The organism is Psychrobacter immobilis, assembly GCF_904846185.1.
GTDB lineage: Bacteria > Pseudomonadota > Gammaproteobacteria > Pseudomonadales > Moraxellaceae > Psychrobacter > Psychrobacter immobilis_B.
In genome coordinates this window covers 17,489-44,360 of sequence record NZ_CAJGZQ010000006.1, presented here as the reverse complement: position 1 = coordinate 44,360, position 26,872 = coordinate 17,489, and the positions used below count along the sequence as shown (strand labels likewise).

Sequence of the window (26,872 nt, the reverse complement as noted above, 5' to 3'; positions counted from 1 at the left end):
ACTCATGGTGATTCAGAACGACGAATCATGATGAGTTGGCTAATCTAAAAAAATAGCAGTGACCACTCGTTTTTTTAGATTAGCCAAGTGCTTCTTTATCAAATGCCTTAATATTTCATTATTTTCTCTATTGCCCAAAATTCTCTTATTAAGTAAAAACAGAAACGGACGAGCAACAATGGCGGACACGCAAAACTCAACAAATTCAGACAGCAACGATAATGCTAATCAAACCAACCAAACCGATCAGGCAGTTGCTTCAGGCAATGCCTATGAGCTCATCAAAAAACGTCTGACGGAACAAGGCGGTCGTTTAGAGACGCAAACGCTGACACTAAATAATGCGCGTCTCGAAGAGTTTGGCAGCACCCAAATGCAAGTCATTGCTCGTACTCGTATTCGTACCGAGTACAACTGTGTGGCACAAGACATGGTGCAGGTCGGTGATTATTTACTGTTTGGCTACAACGTTTTTATGGGGCTCAAACGCGCAAGTAATATCAAGGACGTATTGTCGTTATATCGCCTGAACGAGCCAGTTGGTAATGAAGAAGAGTATCAGCTCGAAGAGGTCGATTTAAAAGGCACTTTTTTGGCTCAAGATGCCTTTGTCCAAGACTTCAATGAGCTGTATCGATATTACAAGCAAACGCGCCTGATTCAAATAACGGTGAAAGACAGCAAATTGCTGTTGGCGTTTCAGATTGGCGAGCGCATTACTGATATTCGAGTGTTCCGTTTTGCGTTAGATTTTAGCCAAGGTACGCCAGAGTCGGCGCAAGTCGCTTATGTGGACAATCGAGGCGAGCGTGATATTGAGCTACCGCCTGCTTATGATTTTGACTGGATTGAGACCACACGCGATCAAATGGTGAATGGTAAATATCCCCATATGAATATCTTGGATACGATATTTGTGGAAACGGTCGGTGGTGATTTGACCATTAAGATTGAGGACAATACGCAGTCAGGGCAAGGTATTTATAGTGAACCGGTCAATGACCGTACCCAGTCGCTTACCGATGCCGAGATTGCGTATGCCAAAGTGGGCAGTTTAATACTGCTCAAAATATTGCCTTATCGTGAAGATGACTACCGTTATTTCGTTTATAACACTTTGACCGAAACGGTGCTGCGTTTGGATGCGATTGGACAGTCGTGTGTTCAGCTACCAGAAGACCACGGCATCATGTTTCCGGGTGGTTATTATCTACAGACGGGTGAGTATAAGCTGTTCGAGGCCAATAATGTTGGCGCTACTGACTTACGGTTTAAGCGTAAAATTGTCTCGCCAAATGGGGAAGATGTTCTATTCTTATTTTACGACAGAGACTTGGGCGTTACGGGGCTGTTTCCTTATAATTTGATTAAAAAGCAATTGGCAAACCCTATCTATTGCAACGGTATGGCTTTGGCAGAGAATGGCCGCTTGGTGCTGTTTAGTGACCAAAGCGAGCCGTCTCGTATTCATCCGATGCAGATATGGCATACGCCTTACGCCTCGCATGAGTATGTGAGCGAGCTGCCAGAGAGCACGAGTTTTTATGGCAAGATTGGCAATAAAGAATTGGTGCGCGGTATCTCAGATCTTTATAGCATTACCCGCCTCATTGACAATCAAAGCGTGTCACAGAAGCTCTATGAAGAGCTTACCAATAATACCAGCCGACTCTTTGACAGCTATTACTGGTTGTCTGAGCCTGAGCTGAGCGAAGTCGCCAGTAGTATTAAAGAAGTGACGGCCACGGCTGAGCTAGTCATTGATGAGTTCGCCAAAGTACAAAGTATCCAAAAGCAAACCCAAACTGCGCTAGCCGATGCTGATACGCAGCAAAGTGAGATTTTGCGGCAGATACGCGTCACTAGCTTTGAGTCTGCCAGTGATTATGTCGATCAGTTGTCAGCGTTAAGACGCCAAAAAGGCCGTTTGGTCAGCTTAGAAGATTTGCGTTATCTGGATGCTGACAAGTTACAAGCATTACAGACACAGTTAGAAGAAGCCGAAAGCGAGCTGGCTGAAAAGACCGTGCTATTTTTAAGTGGGGAAGAAGCGCTTTCGAGTTACGAAGGTATATTGGTCGATGTCAGTGAGCGTTTAAATACCGCTGAAACCAATGCTGAACTAAAACCCGTATTGGATAAAATTGATGAAACAGCGCAAGGGTTAGATTTATTAACCGAGCTATTAGGTACGCTAGATGTAGCCGATGCCACGGTACGTACGCAAATTATCGATGATATATCGACCATTTATGCCAGCCTAAACCAGAGCAAAGCCAAGCTCAATCATAAACGCAAAAATCTAGGCTCTGCCGAGGCCGTGGCGCAATTTGGCGCGCAGTTTAAGCTGTTTGGTCAGTCCATTGCCAATGCGTTATCTATTGCCAATACCCCTGAGAAATCAGATGAGCAAATGGCTAAGCTATTGGTGCAGCTAGAAGAATTGGAGAGTCAATTCGCTGACCCAGAGACCAATAGTGGCGATCAGTTTTTAGCCGACATCATCAGTAAGCGTGAAGAGATTTACGAGACCTTTGAAAATCACAAGCAGCAATTGCTTGATGCTCGTAACCGTAAAGCGCAAAACTTAGGTGATGGCGCGCTGCGAATGCTTGAAAGTATTAAAAAACGCACGCAAAGCACTGGCGTCACAGGCTTTACAGAAGAGGAAGCTCTCAATACATACTTTGCAGCTGATGGTCTAGTACAGAAAGTCCGCAACATCGCAAAAGAGCTGCAAGCGATGGGCTTTAGCGTCAAAGCCGATGACATCGACGCCCGTCTAAAAGCCATTCAAATCGAGAGTTATAAGAGTCTAAAAGACAAGTCGGACTTGTTTGAAGATGGTGGTCAGATTATCAAACTGGGCAAGCATCGTTTTTCGGTCAATACTCAGCCACTTGATTTGACTTTATTGAGTCGTCAGCAGTCAGATGGTAACCGTGTTTTAAATCTGCATCTCACGGGCACAGACTATTATGAAGTACTTAATAATGCTGAGCTGAACGCTTTGCGCCCGTATTGGGACATGAATATCGCTTCTGAGTCGGATGCCGTTTACCGCGCCGAGTATTTGGCCTATAGCATTATCGAGAATGCCAAAAACAGCCAAGAGGGTTTGACTGAAGCGCATCTATATCAAGCATACGATGCGACAGTCATTACCCTAGATGTTAATGGCGATATTGATAATGACAGCCCATTGTCCAAACTGGTCAAAGCTTACGCCACCCCTCGCTATCAGCTCGGCTATGACAAAGGCATTCATGATCATGATGCTACGTTATTACTGATGCAAATATTACCGACTTTGCGCGAGGCAGGGTTGCTGATTTATACCCCGCAAGTACGTGCATTGGCGCAATTGTTTTATTGGCAGCTCAATATCGTACAAGCGCTGGGCTTAGACAGCTTGCGCCAATTTGGCTATGACGCTTGGTTAAATGAATCCGTGCTGACGCGCGCGAGCAACTGGACGGATAGAGCTGCGACCGCCGAGCAACTGCGCCGTGCTTTGGGCAGTGATACGGCTAAGTCTTTACTAGTCGAAGATATGAGCAAAGTGATGCGTGACTTTGTCGCCGCTCATAATGATGACGGTATTGGCGTTGATAAAGGTGCTAGCATCGATAAAGATGGCAGCGTTGATAAAGGCGCCAACATCTTCAAACCAAGCTATATCCAGCTTGCCTGCGAATACTTGGTGAGCGTCATGGGACAGTCAGCTGAATCGAATACTGTCGCATCTAACACAATAAACTGGCAAACTAGCCAACAAGCGCAGCAGTTGTGTGAGCAGCTAAGCCAAACGCTAAATAGTGCCTCAGGCAGCACGCAAGCGACGGCCAGTTTTGACCAATTACAGTCTTCAATTGGCAAGCTTGGATTCCAGCCCAAATCAGCCTATGAGCTATTGGCAACATGGTTCCATGCATTGCTTGATAAAACCTACGCTAGTACAGCATTGGCTAATGCAGCTGATGATGGCACCAATGAAGACGGCGAACTCAGTGAAGCACAGCTTGCTGAAATTGAAGAAAAAGATGCGTTACGCAAGCAGCAATTAGAAAGTGGCCGTCATTATGTGCCGGAGGCGATTGCGGTTTTACTCACTCAATTGAACGATGCTCAACGTGAAGCTTTGGTGCAGCGATTGATTGATTCAGGCGCGAGCTTCAATAAAGGGCTAAGTGCTAAAGGATTGAGCAATCAAGGTTTAAACAGTACAAGCGCAAGTACCACGCCATCTGCTTTATCATTTTCCTCAATCACCTCGTCGCCAGTTTCATCGACGACATCATTGACCAGTATTAATAATCCGCTCAATCAAGTGCAAAGCTTTGAGCGTAGCACGGGTAAAGTATCGCTTGAAATACAAGTGAATCATCTACTAGGTGAGCATCCGCGTATTCATCAGCAGACCTTAACCTTTGCCGTCGATGACTTCTTAAATCGTCTGCATCATCATGATACCCAAGTCATTCCTGCCTATAGACGTTATTTGGCCATGCGCTCAGAGATTCTGCATGATTCAAAAGAGACATTGCGACTGGACGAGTTTATGCCGCGTCCACTATCCTCATTTGTGCGTAACCGTCTGATTAACGAGAGCTACCTGCCTCTCATCGGTGACAACCTCGCCAAACAGATGGGTACGGTCGGTGAAGATAAGCGTACCGATTTGATGGGTATTCTCATGATGATATCGCCACCAGGGTATGGTAAAACTACCTTGATGGAATATGTGGCAAACCGTCTCGGCCTTATCTTTATGAAGATTAACTGTCCGTCACTTGGTCATGACGTCACCTCATTAGATCCCGAAAAAGCGCCCAATGCCACCGCCCGAGAAGAGCTGAATAAAATCAACTTAGCCTTTGAGATGGGCAACAACGTCATGCTTTATCTCGATGATATTCAGCATACGCATGCGGAATTTTTACAGAAATTTATCTCACTCGGTGATGGTACGCGCCGTATCGATGGCGTCTGGCAAGGCAAAACGAAAACCTATGACATGCGTGGCAAAAAGTTCTGCGTGGTCATGGCGGGTAACCCGTATACCGAGAGCGGCGAAGCCTTCAAAGTGCCAGACATGCTCGCCAACCGTGCCGATATCTACAACTTAGGCGATATCATGAGCGGCATGGAAGAAGTGTTTGCGCTCAGTTATATCGAAAACTCGCTCACTTCTAACACCGTTCTCGCGCCACTGGCCAACCGCGACCTAGCGGATGTCCATCGTCTCATCAAAATGGCGAAAGCGGACAATGCAAATCTTGCACAAGCCCAAAGCGGTGATTTGACGTATCCGTATAGCACTTCAGAGATTAATGAGATTGTCGCGATCTTGCGTCATATGTTTAGGGTGCAAGAGGTCATTTTAGACGTCAACCAAGCGTATATTGCCTCTGCCTCGCAAGATGACAAGTACCGCGTTGAGCCGATATTTAAGCTGCAAGGCAGTTATCGTAATATGAATAAGATGACCGAAAAGCTGTCGGCGGTCATGAATAAGAGCGAGCTGAACCAGCTGATAGATGATCACTATCTGGGCGAGTCACAGCTATTGACCCAAGGCGCAGAGAGTAATCTGCTCAAGCTTGGCGAGATGCGCGGTGTGTTAACCGAAGAAGAAATGCAGCGTTGGGCACAAATCAAAGCCGACTTCTTGCGTAACAAAGCCATGGGCGGGGAAGATGGTGATACGGGCGCGCGTATCGTCGCCCAGTTGGTCGACTTGGCCAGTGGCTTCAATGCCATTAGTAGCCAGTTTGAGACATACTTAACGAAAAATGATCCTGAACAAATCGCTCGCTTACGAGAAGCAGGAGAACAAGCGCAGCTCGATGCCCAGTTAAACGCTCAATTAGAAGCACAGAAAATCCTTGCCGATAGCGTGGTCAATAATGCCAAAGTCGTCAGCGATAGCATTGATAATGGCTTTGAGAAAAGTCTGAATCAGCTGATGCAAATATATAAACATGATCATAATGCTGAAAAGGCAGAAGGTGAGTATCTCAAGCAAAACCAAGAGGTGCAAAAAGCACTGATGGTGCAGCTGGTCAATGCCGTTGAACAACTGGCACAGAAAATGGCCAATAGTCTATCTAGTAGTCTGACTGAAAGCCTGATTAAGAATGAAGAGCATCAAAACGTAGATAGCGATGCGCCTGACATCACTCAGCAGACTGTGCTTATGGCAAACGCATTGAAAGAGGCGCTTGCACCGCTGACGATGCGTATGGATGAAAAATTACTCATCGATAGCAGTACCGATCAATCAGGCAAGCTAATCGTCAATAGCCTCAACAGACTTAATAAAATCTTTGATGACTATGATTAATCACTATCGATTAATAGCTGACGATTAACAACTAATGCTTGATTATTAATGCTTATGAGCAATGCTGATGACTTGCACTTATGAACATCACTTATGAATAGCACTATAAATAGGTCTTATGATTAAGAGACAGTGGTAATATAGTCGGCAACAGCTACTTTGGGTACAATGACGGCGAGTAAAGTTGCTACAAACAGTAGGTTAAGCAAGCCTGACACCGTATCCGATGGTAGTGAATCGACTATATCAAACCAATGAGAAAATTATGGCGCACAAAAAAAAGAACGTCCGCAAAAAACTCTGCCCTGTCTGCGAGCGCGAGTTTAGCTGGACTAAAAAGCTGGATAAAAACTGGGAGAGCATGGTCTATTGCTCAGACCAATGCCGACGGGTGAAAAAATATGAAGGGCTGGATCATCAAAAAGAAGATAAATAGGCAGTAAACATTAACTGTAGATATTAGATATACGGCACAAGGGAGCAGACGATGGCACATAAAAAGGTAAACCTACCGCAAAAAACCTGCCCCGTCTGCCAGCGTCCGTTTACGTGGCGTAAGAAGTGGGAAAAAGACTGGGAGCAGGTGATTTATTGTTCTGAGAAGTGTCGGCGAGGGAAGGTTAAAGTTAACTAAGAAAAATACAACAGAAATACTGACACTAAACATACTTAATATTTATTGATTTCAGTATTCAAATTTTTCCAATGATTTTTAATTTGCGAGTCAATCTTATTTTTATCAAGCGTTCTACTAGCTAGTTTCGCATACGTAATAAAGTTGCCCCAGTTATAACTAGATGTTTGCCTCCACTGGTTAGTCGTTCCAGACACTCGTTGGTATTTTTTTGAACGATTTGAGCCTATATAAGAGTACTGTTTGTATAATTGTCTTTTAAAAATTTCACCTCTAGATTTATTTCGAATCCTAGACTTAAAATACCCTCTACGCCTAACTCCGGCTTTCATTTTTCTATAGTAACTAGCTAGAGAACTTGTTTTCAAGTAGGTATATTCACCATCAAAACTAAAGCCTAAATATTCAAAGTTTCTATTGCTACTATTTTGGTTTATTGATCCTTCAAACTCTTGTAGACAAGTTAACCTATTTCCATCGTGATTAAATTGAAAAACCTGAGTCTTAGAGGGTTGTATTTCTAGTTTTGAAATTTTAATAATAGATTTTTCCAAAAAATCAATCATATAACTTTTGTGTCTTCTTTCACAAACAATAACTGCATCATCAGAATATCTCCGATATAAGCCATTCAAACAAAGAACATTTCTATTTACTGCCTCATCAAAATCTAGCATATAAATATTTGCTAATGTAGCACTGATAGGCGATCCTTGACAGATACCATAACCTTTTAAATGATTGTTTTTATCACGTTTATGCTGCCTTATAAGGCCCTTAGCACGAATTTTATGAATATCGTTTTTTTCACAAAATGAAATTGCACCTTGAGCCTTCATGTATTTTAAAGATTTTATATGTTTTTTATTAATTAAACCTGACTTTGACTCAGTAATTATCTGATCTTGAAATAAGTTAAATAAGTGTAGTTCTTCAATATATGAAAATTTAGTTATATTTTTGAATACATTATAATGGTCATTTGGCAGAGTATTAACATTCAAAACTTTGCACCAAGATTTTTTAAGTATTTTATGATCTAAGTTATCGAAAAATCCAGTGACATCTACAGCAATAGCAACTAGCTCTCTATTTGAGTTGTTTCTAATATAATTAAAAACATCATTAGCAAAATCGATATTACATTTATTTCTATATTCATCGAAGGGAATTTTTCTATAGGCAGTGACTACTTCATTTAGTCCTTTATCTTTTAATAGTATTTCATATTTTTTCATCAACAAGGATGAGTAGTATGAATAAATATTAGAGTCCAAATGGCTAGCGTAATAAATGTCTCTAATTTTAGGGTCTAACTGTTGACGTTCTCTATTAAACTTTACGTTTCCAAAATTATCATACTTCTTTCTGAGTTTTCTAGAGAAAATTTGCTTATGGATAAATGGGAGAAATGAGTGTTTAGAGATCTGGTTACTATCTTTTATGTAACTAGATACTTGTTTCTTGTTTGCTGTAGTAATGGGATACCCAATATGAGGGTACCTTCTAACTCTAAACCATTCAGTTTTTTTCACTAATATAGAACCATAGTTATAAGGTGTGGAGAACGAACCTGTACGGGGCTTCGCTTTTTAACACTACTTAGTAGTGGGTAAGTTAAGTTCCAAACGTCACTATAAAGAGTGACACCCCTTATCAAGACAGGAATAAGTATAATAATACATATTAAACATCTTATGGGGATATACACCATGCAGAATCTAACAATATTAATAATAGTTTATATCATAAATAGATTGACAACGTCAATTATCTATGGTATTTAACCAACTTACTAGCTTTCTAGTAAGCACTGCACAAACTTGCTTATGCAGTTATTTAGCAAACTTAACAAACCAGCTTCATTCTCCACTCGTTTATTCTAACAGAGAGTAAAAAATCCTACAAATTCAAATTTAACCGTTTCTTAGTCATTTTCATTTCACAATTTTCTTACTCAATATTAAAGCACGCATAACTAATAAAGCCTTTGATTACTTAGCATCTCTCTTCGCAAAAATATTCGCAACCAACGCACCACTAAAGTTATGCCATACACTAAATATTGCACTAGGTAAGGCCGCGACAGGGTTAAAGTAAGTTGCCGCAAGGGCAGCGCCCAGACCAGAGTTTTGCATGCCCACTTCTATCATGATCGCGCGGCGTTGTCTCTCCGTAAAGCCAGACAAGCGGGCGATTACATATCCCAAGGTATAACCTGTCATATTATGTAAGGCAACCACTATAAATACGATAGCGCCACTATCTAAAATAGTCGCTTTAGACACTGCCACCACTGCCGCTATAATGATAGAGATGCCCAATACCGACACCATCGGTAATACCTCAGTGACGAACTCAATCTTTTTACCCAAAAACTTATGAAAGATAATACCTAGTAATATGGGCAAGATGACGATTTTTGTGATGGTTATCATCATACTAGCCAAATCGATATCAATCAGCTGACCCGCAAAAACACTGAGCAGAATAGGGGTTAAAAAAGGCGCAAGTAGGGTAGAGATAGAGGTAATTGCCACACTCAATGCCACATCACCTTTGGCTAAGAACGTAATCACATTACTAGAGGTACCGCCAGGGCAACAGCCAACCAAGATAACACCGACCGCTATTAAAGGATCAAGGTTGAAAATTACTGTCAATAAGTAAGCAATGAAAGGCATTAGCGTGAACTGCGCTAACAGACCTACCAGTACAGGTTTGGGGCGTTTGACAATTTCTAGAAAATCTTCGGTTTTGAGCGTCATGCCCATCCCAAACATAATGATGCCAAGTATGGGAACAATCAAAAAAGCCAATGAGGCAAAGAATTCAGGAAAAATAAATCCCAAAACAGCACTGACTAATGCCCAGATTGCAAACGTTTTGCCAATCCAACTAGAAAGTAATGCAATCTGATTCATAGTCTGTCTCAAAATAATAAAGTAGACAATAATCTAGCATGGTTTTTATCAGTAAATGATAAAAGTATTTTTCTATGAACGTAGCGATAAGTTTGTTGATGGTAGGCAAAATAGAATGCTATAAAAAATGGCTTACTTATTATTAAATAAGTAAGCCAAAAAATAACTATAAATTGTTTAAGCGTTAACTGAGTTTCAAGTTCCTATAAATTCGGATTTAACCACTTCTCAGCAGTCTTCATATCCCAGCCTTTACGCTCAGCATAACTCTCTAACTGATCACGGCTTATCTTACCGACGTTGAAATACTCACTGTCAGGATGCGAGTAATAGAATCCGCTGACCGATGACGCAGGCCACATCGCATAGCTTTCGGTTAGCGTTGTACCAATCGCATCTACCGTACCGAGCCAATCAAACAATTTGCCTTTTTCGGTATGCTCAGGGCAGGCAGGGTAGCCAGGCGCAGGGCGGATACCCACGTATTTCTCTTTGATCATCTCATCATTAGTGAGTGATTCAGTCGGTTGATAGCCCCAATACTCTTTACGGATGAGCTCATGCAGATGCTCAGCAAAGGCTTCAGCTAAGCGATCAGACAATGCCTGCACCATGATGGCATTATAGTCATCACCTGCTGCTTTGTACTTTTCAGCCAGTGCTTCTGTACCGACGATAGAGACGGTAAAGCCGCCCAAGTGGTCAGTGTGGGTGTTAGATGGTGAGATAAAGTCTGCCAAGCTAAAGTTAGGCTTGCCGCTGGCCTTGTCGCTTTGCTGACGTAAGTGCTCGAATTGATATTCTGCTGCGCCGCCTTTAGTAGTACGGTCATAGACAGTAACGGTATCGGCACCCGTACGGCGAGCTGGCATAAGTTTGAACACCCCTTTGGCGACGATTAATTTTTCATCAATCATCTTTTGCATCAGCTCATTGGCATTATCGAACAAATCGCGTGCCGCTTCGCCGACTACATCATCTTGCAATATTTTCGGATACTTACCGACCAGACCCCAAGAGATAAAGAATGGTGTCCAGTCGATATAAGGCAGCAAGTTAGCGATTGGATAGTCATCAAATATCACTTGCCCCAGCTTATTGGGGACTGGTGGCACATAGTTTTCCCAATCATACTGAAAGCCAATTTTGACCGATTCGGCATACGTGACCTTCGCCGCCTTTGGTTGACGCTTAGCAAGGCGTTCACGTACCTTGACATACTCTTCGCGAGTTTCATCGATAAGCGCTTGACGGTGTTCTTTGGAGAGCAGTTTGGTGACTACACCGACTGAGCGTGAGGCATCAGATACATAGATGACGGCATCATTTTGGTATTGTGGCTCGACTTTGACCGCGGTATGCGCTTTGGAGGTCGTTGCACCGCCAATCATCAAGGGTAACGTCATGCCGCGCTCTTGCATTTGCTTGGCGACATAGACCATCTCATCGAGACTTGGGGTAATCAGACCTGATAAGCCAATGATATCGACTTCTTCTGCGATAGCGGTATCGAGGATTTTTTCACACGGCACCATGACGCCTAGATCGACGATATCATAACCGTTACAGCCTAGCACCACGCCGACGATGTTTTTACCGATATCATGGACATCGCCTTTGACGGTCGCCATGAGGATTTTGCCTTTCTTTTCACCCTCGACTTTTTCTGCTTCGATATACGGATTTAGCCATGCAACGGATTGTTTCATCACTCGCGCAGATTTCACCACTTGTGGTAAAAACATTTTACCGGCACCAAATAAGTCGCCGACGATGTTCATCCCGTCCATCAATGGCCCTTCGATGACTTCTAGCGGCTTGGGGTATTTCTCCCATGCTTCTTTGGTATCGGCCTCTATAAAGGTAGTGATGCCTTTGACCAGTGCATGGGCGATGCGTTCTTCTACCGTGCCTTCGCGCCAGCTCATATCAACGGTGCTGTCTTTTTTCTTACCACCGTTTTGGTAGTTCTCAGCCACAGTCATCAGACGTTCGGTGGCGTCTTGACCGCTCTCACCTTGGTTCCGATTGAGCATCACATCTTCGATGGCGTCACGAGCTTCCTTTGGAATATCATCATATAACTCAAGCATGGCAGGATTGACGATACCCATCGTCAGGCCATTGGTAATCGCATGGAATAAAAACACCGAGTTGATGGCTTCACGAATCGGGTTACCACGGAAACTAAACGACACGTTAGACACACCGCCCGATACCATGGCATTGGGTAGGTTTTCAGTAATCCATTTAGTGGCGTTAATGAAATCAGCACCGTAGTTATTGTGCTCAGTGATACCGGTGGCGACCGCAAAAATGTTCGGGTCAAAGATAATGTCTTCTGATGGGAAACCAACTTCATTGACCAACACATCATAGCTGCGCTGACAAATCTGAATCTTACGCTCGTAAGTATCGGCTTGACCGTCTTCATCAAATGCCATGACGATAACGGCGGCACCGTAGCGCATACAAAGTTTGGCACGCTCAACGAACTCAGCATGACCTTCTTTTAATGAGATAGAGTTGACGACGGACTTGCCTTGGATACGCTTAAGACCTTCTTCGATGATATCCCATTTAGACGAGTCAATCATCAGCGGTACGCGGCTGATATCAGGCTCACCAGACACCAAGTTGACGAAATGAATCATCGCTTGCTTGGAGTCGAGCATGCCTTCGTCCATATTGATATCGACGATTTGCGCGCCGCCTTCGACCTGATCTCGCGCCACATCGAGTGCTTCGGTATAGGCTTCGGTTTTAATCAAGCGTAAAAACTTTTTAGAGCCTGTCACGTTGGTACGTTCACCGACGTTGACAAATAAGCTATCAGAATTAATAGTAAATGGCTCAAGCCCCGATAAACGGCAGGCAGGTGGGATATCTGGAACGACGCGCGGTGGATAATTTGCCACCATTTTAGCGATTTGACGGATATGCTCAGGCGTCGTACCACAACAGCCACCAACGATGTTTAAAATACCCGCTTTGGCAAAGCCTTCGAGTAGGGCAGCGGTTTGTTCGGCTGTTTCATCATATTCACCAAACTCGTTGGGCAGACCTGCGTTCGGATGCGCTGATACATAGGTATTAGCAATGTTCGACAGCGTTTGGATATGCGGACGCAGCGCATCAGCGCCTAATGCGCAGTTAAAGCCAACCGATAATGGCTTGGCATGGCGAATTGAGTTATAAAAGGCTTCGGCGGTTTGACCTGATAGCGTTCGACCTGAGGCATCGGTAATGGTACCCGAAATCATAATTGGTAATTCAAAACCAATATCATCAAACACGCCTGTGATGGCAAAGATTGCAGCTTTGGCATTGAGCGTATCAAATATTGTTTCGATGAGGATGAGATCAACACCACCTTCTATCAGGCATAAAGTCGCTTCACGGTAATTTAGTACCAATTCGTCAAAGGTAATGTTACGAAAAGCTGGGTCATTGACGTCCGGTGATAGCGAGCACGTGCGTGAAGTTGGCCCTACGACACCAGCGACAAAACGCGGTTTCTCAGGTGTTTTTGCCGTAAATTCATCCGCCGCTTCGCGTGCAATCTTGGCGGCTGTCTTATTCAGCTCAGGCACTAGATACTGCATATCGTAGTCAGCCATCGACAGACGCGTACCGTTAAAGGTATTGGTCTCGATGATATCGGCACCAGCTAGCAGATGATCGTGATGAATGTCTTTAATCATGTGCGGCTGTGTCAGTACCAATAAATCATTGTTGCCGCGTACGTCTTGACTGATATCGGCAAAACGCTCACCACGATAATCTGCTTCTTCTAATTTATAGGTCTGAATCTGTGTACCCATCGCCCCATCTAACATCAAGATGCGTGATGCCATTTGCTCGGTGATACGTGCACGTGCCGTCAATTGCTGCTCTTTATAAGGAAACACGGCAGGTGGCGTTAAAATAAAGTCATCAGCGGATGATGGACTAGAAGTAGGAGCAGATTGAGAAGTCATCGTTTGAGTCATAGGAGCGCTGCTTATATCGTCAATGTTATAAAAGGGGAAGTAATAAGAATAATAAATAGCGTGCAACATTCATAAAAGGCGTGGGCAAATCCGCATTATTCTAGCATGAAAATTATACCTCACGTGGGACAGTACTTATTCCTCTTTGGCAATATGCTAGACAAAAAATCTGCCTGTTGATTGAGTGAGCATGATGTTCAAAGTTTATGCCATTAAGCGATTAGGAACAAATGAATATCATTTCGCTTAAAGATTACATAAAGCTTTGTTTCTATAAATGAAAGCACAACGATTGTGCTTAAAAGTCAGACAGAGTTTACACCTGTACTACAAAAAGTTGCGTAAAGAGGAATTGATAAAGCTTAGTTATATGTTAATTTAATTTCAGAAGGATTGATGTTTCATAAGCAAAACTTACTAGTAAATGTTAATAGTTGTATTAGTGACATCTAACATTTACCACTATTATTAGCGCTAGTATTTGCTATAAGGGAAGACGATCTAATCTGCAAGACAGTTATAGAACAGTCAATAAATACTTAATCATTAAGGATAATGTTATGAAGCTTACTAAAATTGCTACCATCGGTACATTAGCACTCTCAATCGCTGGTTTAAGCGCTTGTAATAATATGATGCCAAGCAAAAGCGCAGCCATGAAAGCGCCTATGCACAGTCAATCTATGGCGAAAATGAACGTGGTACAAGTTGCCCAAAGTAATCCTGACTTCTCGCTACTGGTCGAAGCCGTCGTAGCGGCAGATTTGGCGGGTGCTTTGTCTAACCCGAATGCAAACTATACAATATTTGCGCCGACCAATGCCGCATTTGTACAAGCCCTGCAAGAAACAGGCATGAGCAAAGCACAACTATTTGCCAACAAGCCACTATTGACTAAGATTTTAGGCTATCACGTGATTAACGGTGCTGCGCCAGTATATGCGAAAGACGTTAAACCGGGCAATATTACTATGTTCAGTAAAGATACTCTGATGGTCACCAATCAGGGCAAATTGATGGATGAAAATGGTCGTACTACCAATATCATAAAAACCGATATTGCTGCTAATAACGGCGTAGTACATGTTATCGATAGAGTATTACTGCCCAAATAAGATTGATCTCAAAATTACAGCTAAAGAATTATATCCCTATTACTTTGTATGATGCAGTTGGTATGAGTACCAGCTACCGTCTTTGATGACATGATTGTTAAATACACGCTATTTTAATTGCTAACGGTTTTAGATGAAGCTCCTTTAGATGACACTGCTGGCATTTAGAATGTTTGAGCTATTTTTTAAGCGTGTCATCATTATTGTTTAACACTACGACAATAAACGACAGTCATCTTTGTTTCTTGTTGAAAGCTTTGATCATTTAACAATTTAAATCATTCGACGGATGCTACTGACAAAGTAGATGGTCCATTTGGACTCATACATAAGGATATACTCATGCTAAAAAGAACCCTATTATCTCTGGCGCTTGCCATGACCGTTTTGCCGCTAGCCGCTTGTAATGACGACGACAATGATTTTTCAGTTGTTGTAGAAGCGCCAACACAAAATATTGCAGAAATTGCTGCTGAAAATAAAGATTTAACCATTCTTAACGCTGCGTTAAAGGCATCTGGACTTGATAAAGTTTTGATGTCATCAGAGGACGAATTTACTGTATTTGCACCTACTGATGCTGCATTCGCTGAATTATTGGAAGAGCTTGATGTGACATCAGAAGAGTTATTGGCTGACAAAGAGCTATTAACCATGGTCTTAACTTATCATGTTATTCCCAATATGACAGTCAAAGCTGCTGACATTCCTTATGGCGACAGTATCGAAACAATCAATGGTCAAGCATTCTCTATTAGTGATGCCAATGTCATTATGGATGCAAGTGGGGATACCTCTGAAATTGTCAAAACAGATGTATTGGCCACTAATGGCGTCATTCACCTCATTGACGACGTACTGTTACCTACTGACAAGTCTATAGTGGATCTGGCCGTTGCCACAGAGGATCTCAGTATCCTCAAAGAAGCGGTGGTAGCAGCAGGATTGGCTGATGCCCTCGCTGATGAAGATGCTGACCTTACCGTCTTTGCACCAAACAATGCCGCTTTTGCTAAATTATTAGCTGAACTTGATATAAGTAAAGAACAGCTATTACAAGATAAGCCGTTGTTGACGAAGGTGCTCACCTATCATGTGATTGAAGACGATCGCGTCTTTGCCTCTGAAATTATGGCAGGCAGTCAAGAGATGCTAGAAGGCAGCAGCATCACATTTGACGATAAAAAACAAATTACCGACGAGAGAAATCGTACCTCTAATATCGTGACCGCGAATATACAAGCGAACAATGGAGTTGTACACGTGATCGATACAGTGTTGCTACCTAAGTAAGCATTAATCCGAAATTAATCAGTTAAAATTATAGTTATTGGTATAGCAGAGGCGACATTATTACTATTGTTTAGTTGCTATCATTTGCAACAGATAAGTGGTTCGCTGTTATATACATTAACTGGGTTAAGTTATTTGTCAAACAAGTCACTTAACAGACCATCTCTTTATAAGGAAATACTTATGTTGAAGAAAAACTTACTTTCTATTGCTGTCGTTACAGCTGCCATGTCATTAGCCGCTTGTAATGATAAAGAAGCAGTTACTGATCCTGTTGAGCCTGAAGTGACTACTGAAGAAGTGGTTGTAGAGCCTGTTGCCGAAGTTGAGCCAATGACTGAAGCCGATCCAATGGCCGATACTGCTGCGACGCAAAGCATTGCTGAAATAGCAGCTGGCAACGAAAATCTAACGATTCTAACGGCTGCATTACAAGCTGCTGGCTTAGATACAATGATGATGGATGCTGGGACTTATACGGTATTTGCACCAACTGATGATGCATTTGCTCCTGTGTTAGAGAAGCTAGGCGTTACTAAAGAAGAGCTATTAGCCGATACAGATCTACTGAAAAAAGTACTTCCGTATCACGTAGTACCTATGATTGTTATGGCAGCTGACATTCCTTATGGTACTGATGTTGCTACTGTAAATGGTGCTACTATCAATATTAGCGATGCTAATGTCATCACTGATGCGACTGGTAACACGGCTAATATTACTGGTACAGATATCATGGCAACGAACGGCGTGGTTCACACTATCGATGCAGTATTGATGCCTGAGTAAGTTGTTTCTATAGCCTCTTTATTGATGATTAATTATTTAAATAATGACGTCGAAGAAGCCTAGCTATTGAGCTGGGCTTTTTTGCGTTTGGGGGATACCTAATGTTTACCATAGCATTGATATAAGTCAGTCGCATGAAAACGGTTCAATGTAATGGAGAGTAAGATAAATGAGCCTCTCATTGGTTCACACTAATGCAAGTTTAAAGAGTAATGATGACTTATGTAAGATATCTATTGAAGGCTTATGAATGCAAAGGTTTGAAACAAAAAAGCCCGAAACGATTGTTTCGGGCTTTTGTTTTAGAAGTTTGAATAACAATTATGTTAAAGAATAATAGCTACGTTATAGAATATTACTTATGCTCTTTACGTAGTGGATCTGCTGCCATTCTTTGTTGCTCTTTTAGATGACGCTCTTCCCAATAAGGGGCGTTTTTGATGCCGAATTTTGCAGGATCAAAACTGTAGCGCTCAACACCTGCTTTACGCTGTGCTTCATAGTCTTTTAGCATGGTAAGTGTTGGACGAGCCACAATGAAGATGACCAAAATACCAACGATGTTCAACCAAGCCATAAGCCCAACACCAATATCACCAATAGCCCAAATGTAGCCAGCTGAGTTTAGGCCGCCGTAAGCAACCATCACCATGATTAAGATTTTGACTAAGAATAGACCAGTCTTGTTGGCACTGCGACCAACAAAGCGCGTTAGATAAGCAACGTTCACTTCAGCGATGTAGTAGTAAGCCAAGATAGTGGTAAAGGCAAAGAAGAAGACAGCAATAGCGATAAAGGTGTTACCAAAACCACCATAAACAGATTCCATCGCCATTTGCGTGAATGCAGGGGCGTTGATTTCAGTGGTAGCAGCGACATTCTGTACGATGAACTGACCGTCTGGTAATGTTCCTTGAATGTTATAAGTACCCATTGTTAGGATCATGAAGGCAGTAGCAGAACATACTAATAGGGTATCGACATATACTGAGAATGCCTGAACCAAACCCTGCTGTGATGGGTGCTCAACTTCAGCAGCAGCAGCAGCATGAGGACCTGTACCTTGACCTGCTTCATTTGAGTAAATACCACGTTTTACGCCCCAACCAATCGCTGCACCAAAACCTGCTTGAGCAGTAAATGCATCGCTAACGATTAGACCGAATACTTGTGGAATCATATCAAAGTTAGTAAACATGATGATTAGTGCAAGAACGATATAGCCCAATGCCATAAAAGGAACGGCATACTCGGTAAACGTTGCGATACGCTTGATACCACCAAAGATGATAATACCTAATACCACAAGGATAATGGCTAAGGCTACTAGACGCATTGAGCCAACTTCTAAGGCGCCAATGCTCATAACAGACCCTTCGCCCATTACCTGTGCGAAAGCATTGATAACGCCGTTTGCCTGTACACCTGGTAAAAATATACCACAAGCGAGGATAGATGAGATTGCAAAGAGGATGCCATACCATTTTTGGCCAAGTGCGCGCTCAAAATAGTAAGCTGGGCCACCGCGATATTCGCCAGTGATGACGTCTTTTTCTTTATAAATCTGTGCGAGCGTAGACTCAACATAAGCAGTCGATGCGCCTAAGAAGGCCACGACCCACATCCAAAATACGGCACCTGGGCCACCGAAGCCGATAGCCGCAGCTACCCCAGCGATGTTACCCATACCCACGCGTCCTGCAAGTGATACGGCAAGTGCCTGAAATGATGAAATACCTTGATCACTAGATTTACCAGTAAAGAGTAATTTGATCATTTCACCGAACAGACGCACTTGTACGAAGCGCGTCATAATGGAATAAAATAGGCCCGCGCCCAAGCACAGATAGATCAGTGCGGGGCTCCAGATAATTCCGTTTACTAAGTTAACTAAACCTTCCATATGTATATTCCTAGTACTGTCTCAAAGTGGCTCTGTATGCTAGGAGTAAGCTAACTGGTTAACTTACTTATTTAAGTTAAGCAGTTAAATTATCTACATCGACTCATGTATATCCGTTAAGTCTCATACGCGCTTAGCCACTAAGAATGGACTGTAGTTGTCTGTAGTTATCCGCTTGGTTTATCAGTAATATTGACGGTTTGCTTATGCTTATTACCGATGGTATGTGTATCAGCATAGTTGCAAGGCGTAAGCTGTCTCAATTACTGCGACATTTATCCTATCACTTAATATCTGAGATGAATGTTCAGTAGACCAGTGGATAAAACAGGCGGTTATAATATTAAATACTTATCATGCCGATAGCATTCAACTTTTTGTGAGCAGTATCGATTGACTACAGGGTTGGTGTGGCTGATTGAAACGATTAAGCGAATCTCTAATAACTGAGTAATATTTTACATAGAAATCAACAACTCGCTAATACTAATCAAGCCATAAGTCCACTACCAAATGTATTCAAACCGTACGGCTACGTAACTGCAATTTGCCATATTTTTGTAGTAATTACTAGAATTTTCTTTGTACAGAAGCATATATATTCATATTGAGTCAGGCAGATATGACTACAAATAACGATAAAATATCGCATGTTTTGACCGTTGTTAGATATCGAATCAATAGATAAAGCCACATCGACTACACAAAAATAGAGCGGTTATTCATCGCTTATCTGTCACTCCTCTATACTGGACAAGGTATGGAGTAAAGATAATGCCAGTGGTTCGATGATATTTGTGATGTAGATGTTATCAATGACAGGTAATAAAAACGAGCAATAGTCATGGGATAGCAGTGTGGTTTTGCGGTTGTGTTTTGGTAACGGCTAATTGTAAAAATACTGAGATAGCGCCATCATTGTGTAAAATATCTTATCCTATAGTTTCGTTATCGTTGATAAGAAGAGACTCCAGTAGAGCGGCATACGATTGCTATCGTACCCATTAACTGCTGTTCTTATGTTTAGTGTGGCTTTAATACAAGTGATGTGCCTTTATTATAAAAAATATACGGCTTTAATATAAATAGACATACATTTGCATGACCTCATTTATCAGCTTCAAAATACAAGCTTTAAAAAATTATCAAAAAAGTGTTACTGGCTATTTATTATTTACCATTATTAGGAGAAACAATGATGACGCGTCAATCAATTGTAAAACCCATATTGCTCGCGGCCGTGTTAGCGACGTCTACCGTCGGTCTAAGCGGTTGTGGCTACAACAACCTGCAGGCTCAAGATGAGCAAGTTACCGCGTCGTGGTCAGAAGTGGTGAACCAATATCAACGCCGCGCTGATTTGGTGCCAAACTTAGTCAAAGTCGTGCAGCAGTACGCTGAGCAAGAACAAGAAGTGTTTACTCAAGTAGCTGAGGCACGCTCTCGTGCTGGTAGCATTACTGTGACGCCAGAAGTACTGAATGATCCAGAAGCGATGGAGCGTTATGCAGCGGCACAGGAACAGATGACAGGTGCACTATCACGTTTGATGGCTGTCTCTGAACGTTATCCTGAGTTAAAGTCAGATGCTTTGTTCCAAGACTTACAAGCCCAGCTCGAAGGCACTGAAAACCGTATTGCCGTCGCTCGTAACCGTTATATTCAAGAAGTGCAAAGCTATAATACGACGGTGCGCCAATTCCCAACCAACATTACAGCAAAAGTATTTGGTATGAATGCCAAGCCAAACTTTAGCGTGGCGAATGAAGATGCTATTTCAACCGCACCAAGTGTTGACTTCGGTGATGATAAGTCAGCGACAGCTGAGTAGTGGTGATTAAATAGAGATGAAAACAGAGCGGGATTTGCCGCTCTGTTTGTTTACATTTTTATCGTTTAGCTTAGTTAGCCACTAGTTTGCTTAGCCACATTTTTAAAGGTATTGATGGATATGAATGCCTATTAGACTTAATACCAAATCCAAAAAGTACGATTAGCTATGTCAAATTTGGTTTTTTTGCTATGCTAATTTTTGTGAATGGTATCACGTAGATTCACTCAGTACAGATGTCACTTGAGGTGGTATAGATTAGATGAACAATTCAAAAGCAATCCTATCAGTATTACTGTTCACACTCAGCGTCAGTAGTGCGCCTGTGTTGTATGCTGCGCCTAATGAAGCCATTGATAGCACCTCAGACATGCAAAGTCGTAGTGTTGAGGACTTGGTAGCGATTGCCAAAGCGGGCGAGTCTAATGAAGCGATCAATGACGCTGTATTGGGTAATGATGCAATCAATGATGCCATTTTAGGCAATGAGGCGATCAACCCTAATGTGGCTAATAATGATGCCACAGCTGGGTCAACAGCCGCAAATCCTTCTCCTATACAGTCAAATGCACCCAGTGTCGATGCCGATAAGCTCATATTAAATAATCCTGTCGTTGATCAGGCCAATATCCTAAATCCGCAAGAAAAACAGCGTCTAGAGGCGCAGCTTAGAAATATTTATCAGCAAGGTCTTGCGCAAGCAGCGGTGGTTATCGTTCCTACGACCAATGGTGTTCCTATCTTTGACTATGCTCTACAAGTAGCTGAGAAATGGCAGCTGGGCAATAAAGACATTGATGATGGCTTACTCATGGTAGTCGCCGTCAATGACCGTGATATGTACATTTTGACGGGTTACGGACTAGAGGGTGTCTTACCAGATGCTGCCGTCAATCGTATTATTCGTGAAGATATCACGCCGTTATTTAAGCAAAATAACTATGGCGCTGGGATAATAGCTGGCGTTGACGCGCTCAAAACGCGGCTGACTGCTGATCCTGAGGTATTGGCTCGTGCCGATGCGCAAGCAGCCGAGCGTAGTGCACAACAAGGTTCAGACGAGCTACCATCGCCCATATTTTTATTTATTATGGCGATGATATTTGGAAGCTTTATTACCAGTATTTTTGGTCGTGTATTTGGTTCTATTATTACTGCTGGTGGGTTTTTTGCGGGATCGTTAGCCTTAGGCGGTGGTTTTTTTATGACCGTTATTATGGCTATATTCTTATGGCTATTTTTGATTTCACGAGGTGGCGGCGGCGGTGGTAAAGGTGGATCTGGCGGCGGTCGTAGAGGCGGCGGTATGATATTCCTACCTGGTATGGGCGGTGGCGGCGGCTCTGGAGGTGGTGGTTTCGGCGGCGGCGGCTTCGGTGGTGGCGGCGGTGGTTTTGGCGGCGGCGGTGCTGGTGGCTCTTGGTAGATGCTTAAGTAAAAACGGATACTAAACGACCGTCAGCAATGACGTATTTGAGGAAATAGTAAAATGTCAGAAAACAACGCGTCAAATCCCAGTTTTGCCCGCTGGTGGCGTCAAGTCTTATTTATTCCTATATTGCATAGTAAATGGTTAACAGCAGCGGCCAAAGCACGTTTAACAGACGAGGTGACCCATGCAGAGCGAGGGCATCGGGGTGAGGTGTTTTTGATTGTAGAAAACCATCTGCCGATTCAAGAGGCGTATTATATTGGCTGTCGCGAACGTGCGATTGAGCTGTTTAGTGAGTATCGAGTTTGGGATACTGAGGAGAATACGGGCGTCTTGGTGTATGTCAATATTTGCGAGCATCAGTTAGAGATCGTAGCTGATCGTGGTATCAGTGCTCATGTCAGCCCCACCGTTTGGCGGGCGATGTGTGATAAGGCCGTGTCAGGTATTGCCAATCAAAAAACCGAAGAAAGCTTGGCTGAATTGTTAGATGAAGTTGGGCAAGTGCTGCGTCAGTATTATCATTTGGAGCAGGATCCAGCGGGTAACGAGTTGTCTGATACTGTGGTGTTTTTGAAGTAACGTAGATGAGGGAATCTGATGGCTTGTTATTTTGCTAGCATCGTGTTCTTTTATAGGGTTTTGGCATCAATTACAATATAATAGCGCCTCTAGAAATCGAGGGTGACTGATATATTGCTCAAGCGTCTATACAGGCTTTGCATTTATAAAGGCGCTTCTCAAAAGCACTTCTCAAAAGTACTCTACTACAAAAAGCCGTCACTGGAATCCTATGATTGATTTAATAAAGAAATTACCAAAAGCTGAGCTGCATTTACATATTGAAGGCTCACTAGAACCTGAGCTGATGTTTAGATTGGCCAAAAAGAACCAGATAGAGATTCCCTATAAAAACATAGAAGATGTGCGCAACGCCTACAACTTCACCAACTTGCAAACCTTTTTAGATATCTACTATGCAGGCGCAAATGTCCTGATCACTAAAGACGATTTTTATGATTTAACGTGGGAATATATACTTAAGTGTGTTGAAAATAACGTCATTCACACAGAGATATTTTTTGACCCGCAGACGCATACTGAACGAGGCATACCTTTTGAAGTGGTGATAACAGGCATCAAAGAAGCGCTTGCAGATGCCAAAGAAAAATATGGTATCACCTCTTGTATTATCATGTGTTTCCTAAGGCATTTATCACAAGAAGAAGCGTTTGAGACCTTAGAGCAAGCACTGGTATTCAAAGATGACATCATCGGTGTCGGTCTTGATTCATCAGAGCTGGGCAATCCACCATCAAAATTCAAGGATGTGTTCAAAAAAGCTAAAGAAGCAGGTTTTAAGCTGGTCGCTCATGCTGGTGAAGAGGCAGATTTTTCGTACATTTATGAAGCACTGGACTTATTAAATATCAATAGAATCGATCATGGTGTGCAATCGATAAAAAGCCCAGAGTTGATGCAAAGACTGAAAGACGAGCAAATGCCGCTGACCGTTTGCCCGAACTCAAATATTGAGCTGAAAGTCTTTGATAATTACAAAGAACACAATATCAAAGAGCTGCTAGATTATGGTCTAAACATCACCATAAACTCTGATGATCCAGCCTATTTCAAAGGTTATATGAATCAGAACTTTATAAATATATGCGAAAATTTACCGCTAACAGAAGACGATGTTGTTACTTTGGTAAAGAACTCCTTTAATGCTTCATTTATTAGTGATGAATTAAAAGCAGCATATTTGGCGAAAGTTGATCTGGCGCTAAAGTAAATCAACTATGACTAGGTTTTAGTATCCGAGGCTTAACGGTTGATATCAATCGTTAAGCCTTTTCTTTTTTACACGGTATGCTTTTTAGGTTCAAGCGACTTAAGTTCAAGCAACCTAGGTTCAAGCGACTACAGCGCAGTGATTTTCTGGATTAATAACGGCATAATCACACCAGCTTTTTCTGCTAAGGTGATATCCACAATAGTATTCGGCGTTGGATTGGGATTTATCTCAATAATTTTGGCACCATTTTGTTTCGCTGACTGTGCGAGTGCAGCGGCAGGATAGACGAAACTGGAGGTACCAATACTGATAAATACCTCGCAATTCGCCGCCGCATCTTCTGCCGTTTGCCATGCTTGTACTGGTAATGCTTCGCCAAACCAAACGATATCTGGTCTGATATAGCCATCGCAATGGCGACAGGTCATCAGTGTGTCATCAAAATTGATTGTATCCTCGCTATGATACGAACCCCTCGATTGACTTTGGCAGACTGTCTCGCATTGACTACAGCGGTTATGCCACAGATTGCCATGCAAATGAGTTACCGTACTGCCAGCTTGCTCATGTAAATCATCAACATTTTGAGTGATAAGCGTTAATGATTGGTTGGACGACTGAGTATGGTATTGCCACTGCGCTAAGGCAAAATGTGCAGGATTCGGTTTTTTATCTGCGACCAATTGCCTTCGCCATTGATACCATGACCACACCAGTTTTGGATCACGAGTGAAAGCCTCAGGTGTCGCCAAGTCTTCGATACCATAGTTTTCCCACAAGCCTGTTTGCTTATCTCGGAAAGTTGGAATGCCACTTTCTGCTGAAATCCCTGCACCCGTTAAGATACAAATATGCTGTTTGGATGTCAATAATTTAGCAGCAAGTTCTACTTCTGCTATTAACGCTGGTGATAATTCTGCTAACATGAGCCAACCCTTGCTAATAATGGATATCTCTTCTAATGATAGATGGAATTTGGTGGCTTGTCATATTGTTTGCTGTTATTGCCGCTTTATGGTTGTTGGCAAAGTCACGCGGCGTAAAAGTGGGTGAGACAATTCATAATAAATCGTCTAAAAGCGTGAAAAAACCTATTAATGACGACCTGCAAAAAACCTCCGTACTGATTAAACAGTATTTTCCTGATTATCGAGTCACACGCAAAACCAATCACTTATTGCTCAGTAAACAAGACAGGAAAATTGCAATGATTACGATGGATAAGAAAATTGCTTCAGGTCAGCGCCTGTTGGGTAACGTGCCCGTGATTAATTATCATCGTGTGCCCAACCGTGCCCAGCTAGCAGCTAATTTGCAGCAAGCAGAATAGGCGAGTGTTATAAGCGAAATGCCTATCATATAAGAAAACTATCTATCAATAGACGAGCACGCACGGCGAAATCCGCAAATATTTTGAGTACGGAGTTAATGGGTATTCAGGATTTAGGGTAATACTAGGGAAGGATGAAACAAATATTACCGATACAATGATTGGTGCGCTCGGCGGGAGTCAACCAATTGTCTTAACATATTGATTAACATAGATAATTTATATAAATTTTATTTTATGTACAACAATATGTACAACATCTTGTCATCGTTACTCTATGTTTGAACCGTAGAAAAATACCATAATCTCTTACAAAATAATTATGATAGTGAGAATAATTTATCTAATTTTAGCAATTAATATCTTATAAGCCGACTCAATCCATGCTTGCTCACTAGCATAACCGTTTAATACTGGATCGAAGTCAAAGCTATTATTTTCAAAAACTGTTGTCGCTAGATCATTTGCTAGTATATATTCAAGGTCTTGAACTACGCTGTTTAATATCTCTATATTCTCTTTAATCACAAAACGCATAAGTACGTCCTTATCATTCGCTTTATGATCAGAATACTCTGCCCGCCAATCTTGATAGAAGTAAGCATCCATCAAATATATAAATGTATTTATTATAATGTTTCCTAGTAAATAATTCTTTTGGTCATACGTTTTCGTGCAATAGTGAGTCTTTTGATAGTAATGATTAGTGATTATAGCTATCTGCTTTTCGCTCCTAAATTTATGTAATGTTTAGGACAAAAATTAGCTTACACAGGATTGCTTATAAGCAGTATACTTTTCGGCTAATTCATAAACAAAAGTGGAAAAATATGAAAGCATGGTTAGTCAATACGAACACAAAAGGAGAGAATGGCAATCCTAACGGCTTCAAATATATGTTAAGACAAAATAAAGCCTCTGCCTATTATGATCGAGCATCCGAAGTAGATAAGATTAAAAAAAGCGATCTTGTGTTGTTGTACCATAATGATAATCGAATTATTGCGGTTGGTGCTGTTGTTAATCATTATGAAGGTCATGACTATGAAGTTTTGAACGAAGTAGAGCATTGGGTGGATGTAAACTGGCTATGGAAAGCCAGTTTTGATGATAACTTCGTGCCAACTAATTCTATCAATAGAAATAAACTTGGCATTACGATGGTAAATGGAACAGTGGTTAATGTCACTGATCAAGTTGACTATAAGGCTTTATTCGAAGAAATAGCCATGAAGCAACAATTTTAAACATCACTACATGAAGTGAATGGCTGTAATGAAGCCGAGATATGATGTAACCCTATAAGTGTCAATTTAGATACCTATAGGGTTTTTTATTGTGCCCGTTAAGGAGTAGTTGATTGCTATAAACTATCATTACTCTAGCTATATATGGCATTTAATAATTTTCTATCTTCAACACCTGCCATGTCTGTAACTCACCTATATACCTGATATAATTTCGAGAACTTTACTAAATTTTTATCCT

18 protein-coding genes are annotated in these 26,872 nt (G+C 42.0%); 12 read left to right on the top strand and 6 right to left on the bottom strand.

The window, feature by feature from the left end:
* The first annotated feature begins 178 nt into the window (after positions 1 to 178).
* The 3 genes from JMW94_RS04525 to JMW94_RS04515 all read left to right on the top strand — a co-directional run bounded on the left by JMW94_RS04525 (position 179) and on the right by JMW94_RS04515 (position 6,980).
* Entirely contained in the window at positions 179 to 6,346 is a 6,168-nt protein-coding gene (locus JMW94_RS04525) for a DNA repair ATPase (RefSeq protein WP_201601921.1), read from the top strand.
* Between the two features lie 265 nt (positions 6,347 to 6,611).
* Positions 6,612 to 6,782 carry a DUF2256 domain-containing protein gene (locus tag JMW94_RS04520; protein ID WP_010196547.1) on the top strand — a complete coding sequence of 57 codons (171 nt, stop codon included), beginning with the start codon at positions 6,612 to 6,614 and terminating at the stop codon, positions 6,780 to 6,782.
* Positions 6,783 to 6,833: 51 nt separating this feature from the next.
* Positions 6,834 to 6,980 (top strand): DUF2256 domain-containing protein, encoded by a 147-nt coding sequence (locus tag JMW94_RS04515; RefSeq protein ID WP_201601904.1) that lies wholly within the window; start codon positions 6,834 to 6,836, stop codon positions 6,978 to 6,980.
* 35 nt (positions 6,981 to 7,015) lie between these two features.
* On the opposite strand, the gene JMW94_RS04510 is transcribed toward JMW94_RS04515, so the two are convergent.
* From JMW94_RS04510 to metH, 3 genes are all read right to left on the bottom strand, one after another.
* Positions 7,016 to 8,515, bottom strand: a complete 1,500-nt coding sequence (locus JMW94_RS04510; protein ID WP_201601901.1) for a reverse transcriptase domain-containing protein — start codon at positions 8,513 to 8,515, stop codon at positions 7,016 to 7,018.
* Between the two features lie 459 nt (positions 8,516 to 8,974).
* Entirely contained in the window at positions 8,975 to 9,904 is a 930-nt protein-coding gene (locus JMW94_RS04505; protein ID WP_201601898.1) for a bile acid:sodium symporter family protein, read from the bottom strand.
* A 203-nt stretch (positions 9,905 to 10,107) separates the two neighbouring features.
* On the bottom strand, positions 10,108 to 13,896 hold the full coding sequence (metH, locus tag JMW94_RS04500) for a methionine synthase (protein WP_201601895.1): 3,789 nt from the start codon (positions 13,894 to 13,896) through the stop codon (positions 10,108 to 10,110).
* A gap of 560 nt (positions 13,897 to 14,456) precedes the next feature.
* On the opposite strand from metH, the gene JMW94_RS04495 reads away from it, so the two are divergent.
* The 3 genes from JMW94_RS04495 (at position 14,457) to JMW94_RS04485 (ending at position 17,093) form a co-directional block, all read left to right on the top strand.
* Positions 14,457 to 15,011, top strand: a complete 555-nt coding sequence (locus JMW94_RS04495) for a fasciclin domain-containing protein (RefSeq protein ID WP_201601880.1) — start codon at positions 14,457 to 14,459, stop codon at positions 15,009 to 15,011.
* A 342-nt stretch (positions 15,012 to 15,353) separates the two neighbouring features.
* Positions 15,354 to 16,304, top strand: a complete 951-nt coding sequence (locus JMW94_RS04490; RefSeq protein WP_201601877.1) for a fasciclin domain-containing protein — start codon at positions 15,354 to 15,356, stop codon at positions 16,302 to 16,304.
* Positions 16,305 to 16,487: 183 nt separating this feature from the next.
* A complete protein-coding gene (locus tag JMW94_RS04485) occupies positions 16,488 to 17,093 on the top strand; it encodes a fasciclin domain-containing protein (protein ID WP_201601873.1) in 606 nt (201 codons plus the stop codon).
* A gap of 355 nt (positions 17,094 to 17,448) precedes the next feature.
* Here JMW94_RS04485 and JMW94_RS04480 read toward each other — a convergent pair whose 3' ends face one another.
* A complete protein-coding gene (locus JMW94_RS04480; RefSeq protein ID WP_055125213.1) occupies positions 17,449 to 18,996 on the bottom strand; it encodes an alanine/glycine:cation symporter family protein in 1,548 nt (515 codons plus the stop codon).
* 1,198 nt (positions 18,997 to 20,194) lie between these two features.
* Between JMW94_RS04480 and JMW94_RS04475 the strand changes: the two genes are divergently transcribed.
* From JMW94_RS04475 to JMW94_RS04460, 4 genes are all read left to right on the top strand, one after another.
* Positions 20,195 to 20,827 (top strand): LemA family protein, encoded by a 633-nt coding sequence (locus JMW94_RS04475; RefSeq protein ID WP_045456163.1) that lies wholly within the window; start codon positions 20,195 to 20,197, stop codon positions 20,825 to 20,827.
* 262 nt (positions 20,828 to 21,089) lie between these two features.
* Entirely contained in the window at positions 21,090 to 22,253 is a 1,164-nt protein-coding gene (locus JMW94_RS04470) for a TPM domain-containing protein (RefSeq protein ID WP_201601870.1), read from the top strand.
* Between the two features lie 63 nt (positions 22,254 to 22,316).
* Positions 22,317 to 22,841: a TPM domain-containing protein gene (locus JMW94_RS04465; protein WP_109591531.1), complete on the top strand. Its 525-nt coding sequence runs from the start codon at positions 22,317 to 22,319 to the stop codon at positions 22,839 to 22,841.
* Positions 22,842 to 23,052: 211 nt separating this feature from the next.
* Positions 23,053 to 24,051 (top strand): adenosine deaminase, encoded by a 999-nt coding sequence (locus JMW94_RS04460; protein ID WP_201601843.1) that lies wholly within the window; start codon positions 23,053 to 23,055, stop codon positions 24,049 to 24,051.
* A 128-nt stretch (positions 24,052 to 24,179) separates the two neighbouring features.
* Here JMW94_RS04460 and JMW94_RS04455 read toward each other — a convergent pair whose 3' ends face one another.
* The gene (locus JMW94_RS04455; RefSeq protein ID WP_201601840.1) at positions 24,180 to 24,980 is read right to left on the bottom strand and encodes an NAD-dependent deacylase; all 801 of its coding nucleotides are present in this window, start codon (positions 24,978 to 24,980) and stop codon (positions 24,180 to 24,182) included.
* 35 nt (positions 24,981 to 25,015) lie between these two features.
* Here JMW94_RS04455 and JMW94_RS04450 point away from each other — a divergent pair, with 35 nt between their 5' ends.
* Complete coding sequence (locus JMW94_RS04450) at positions 25,016 to 25,384, top strand: hypothetical protein (RefSeq protein WP_109591524.1); 369 nt, start codon at positions 25,016 to 25,018, stop codon at positions 25,382 to 25,384.
* 339 nt (positions 25,385 to 25,723) lie between these two features.
* Here the strand turns inward: JMW94_RS04450 and JMW94_RS04445 are convergent, their stop codons facing one another.
* Positions 25,724 to 25,993, bottom strand: a complete 270-nt coding sequence (locus JMW94_RS04445) for a contact-dependent growth inhibition system immunity protein (RefSeq protein ID WP_227685422.1) — start codon at positions 25,991 to 25,993, stop codon at positions 25,724 to 25,726.
* Between the two features lie 221 nt (positions 25,994 to 26,214).
* Here JMW94_RS04445 and JMW94_RS04440 point away from each other — a divergent pair, with 221 nt between their 5' ends.
* Positions 26,215 to 26,631, top strand: coding sequence for a hypothetical protein (locus JMW94_RS04440; protein WP_201601834.1), 417 nt, complete (start codon positions 26,215 to 26,217; stop codon positions 26,629 to 26,631).
* Positions 26,632 to 26,872: the final 241 nt, after the last annotated feature.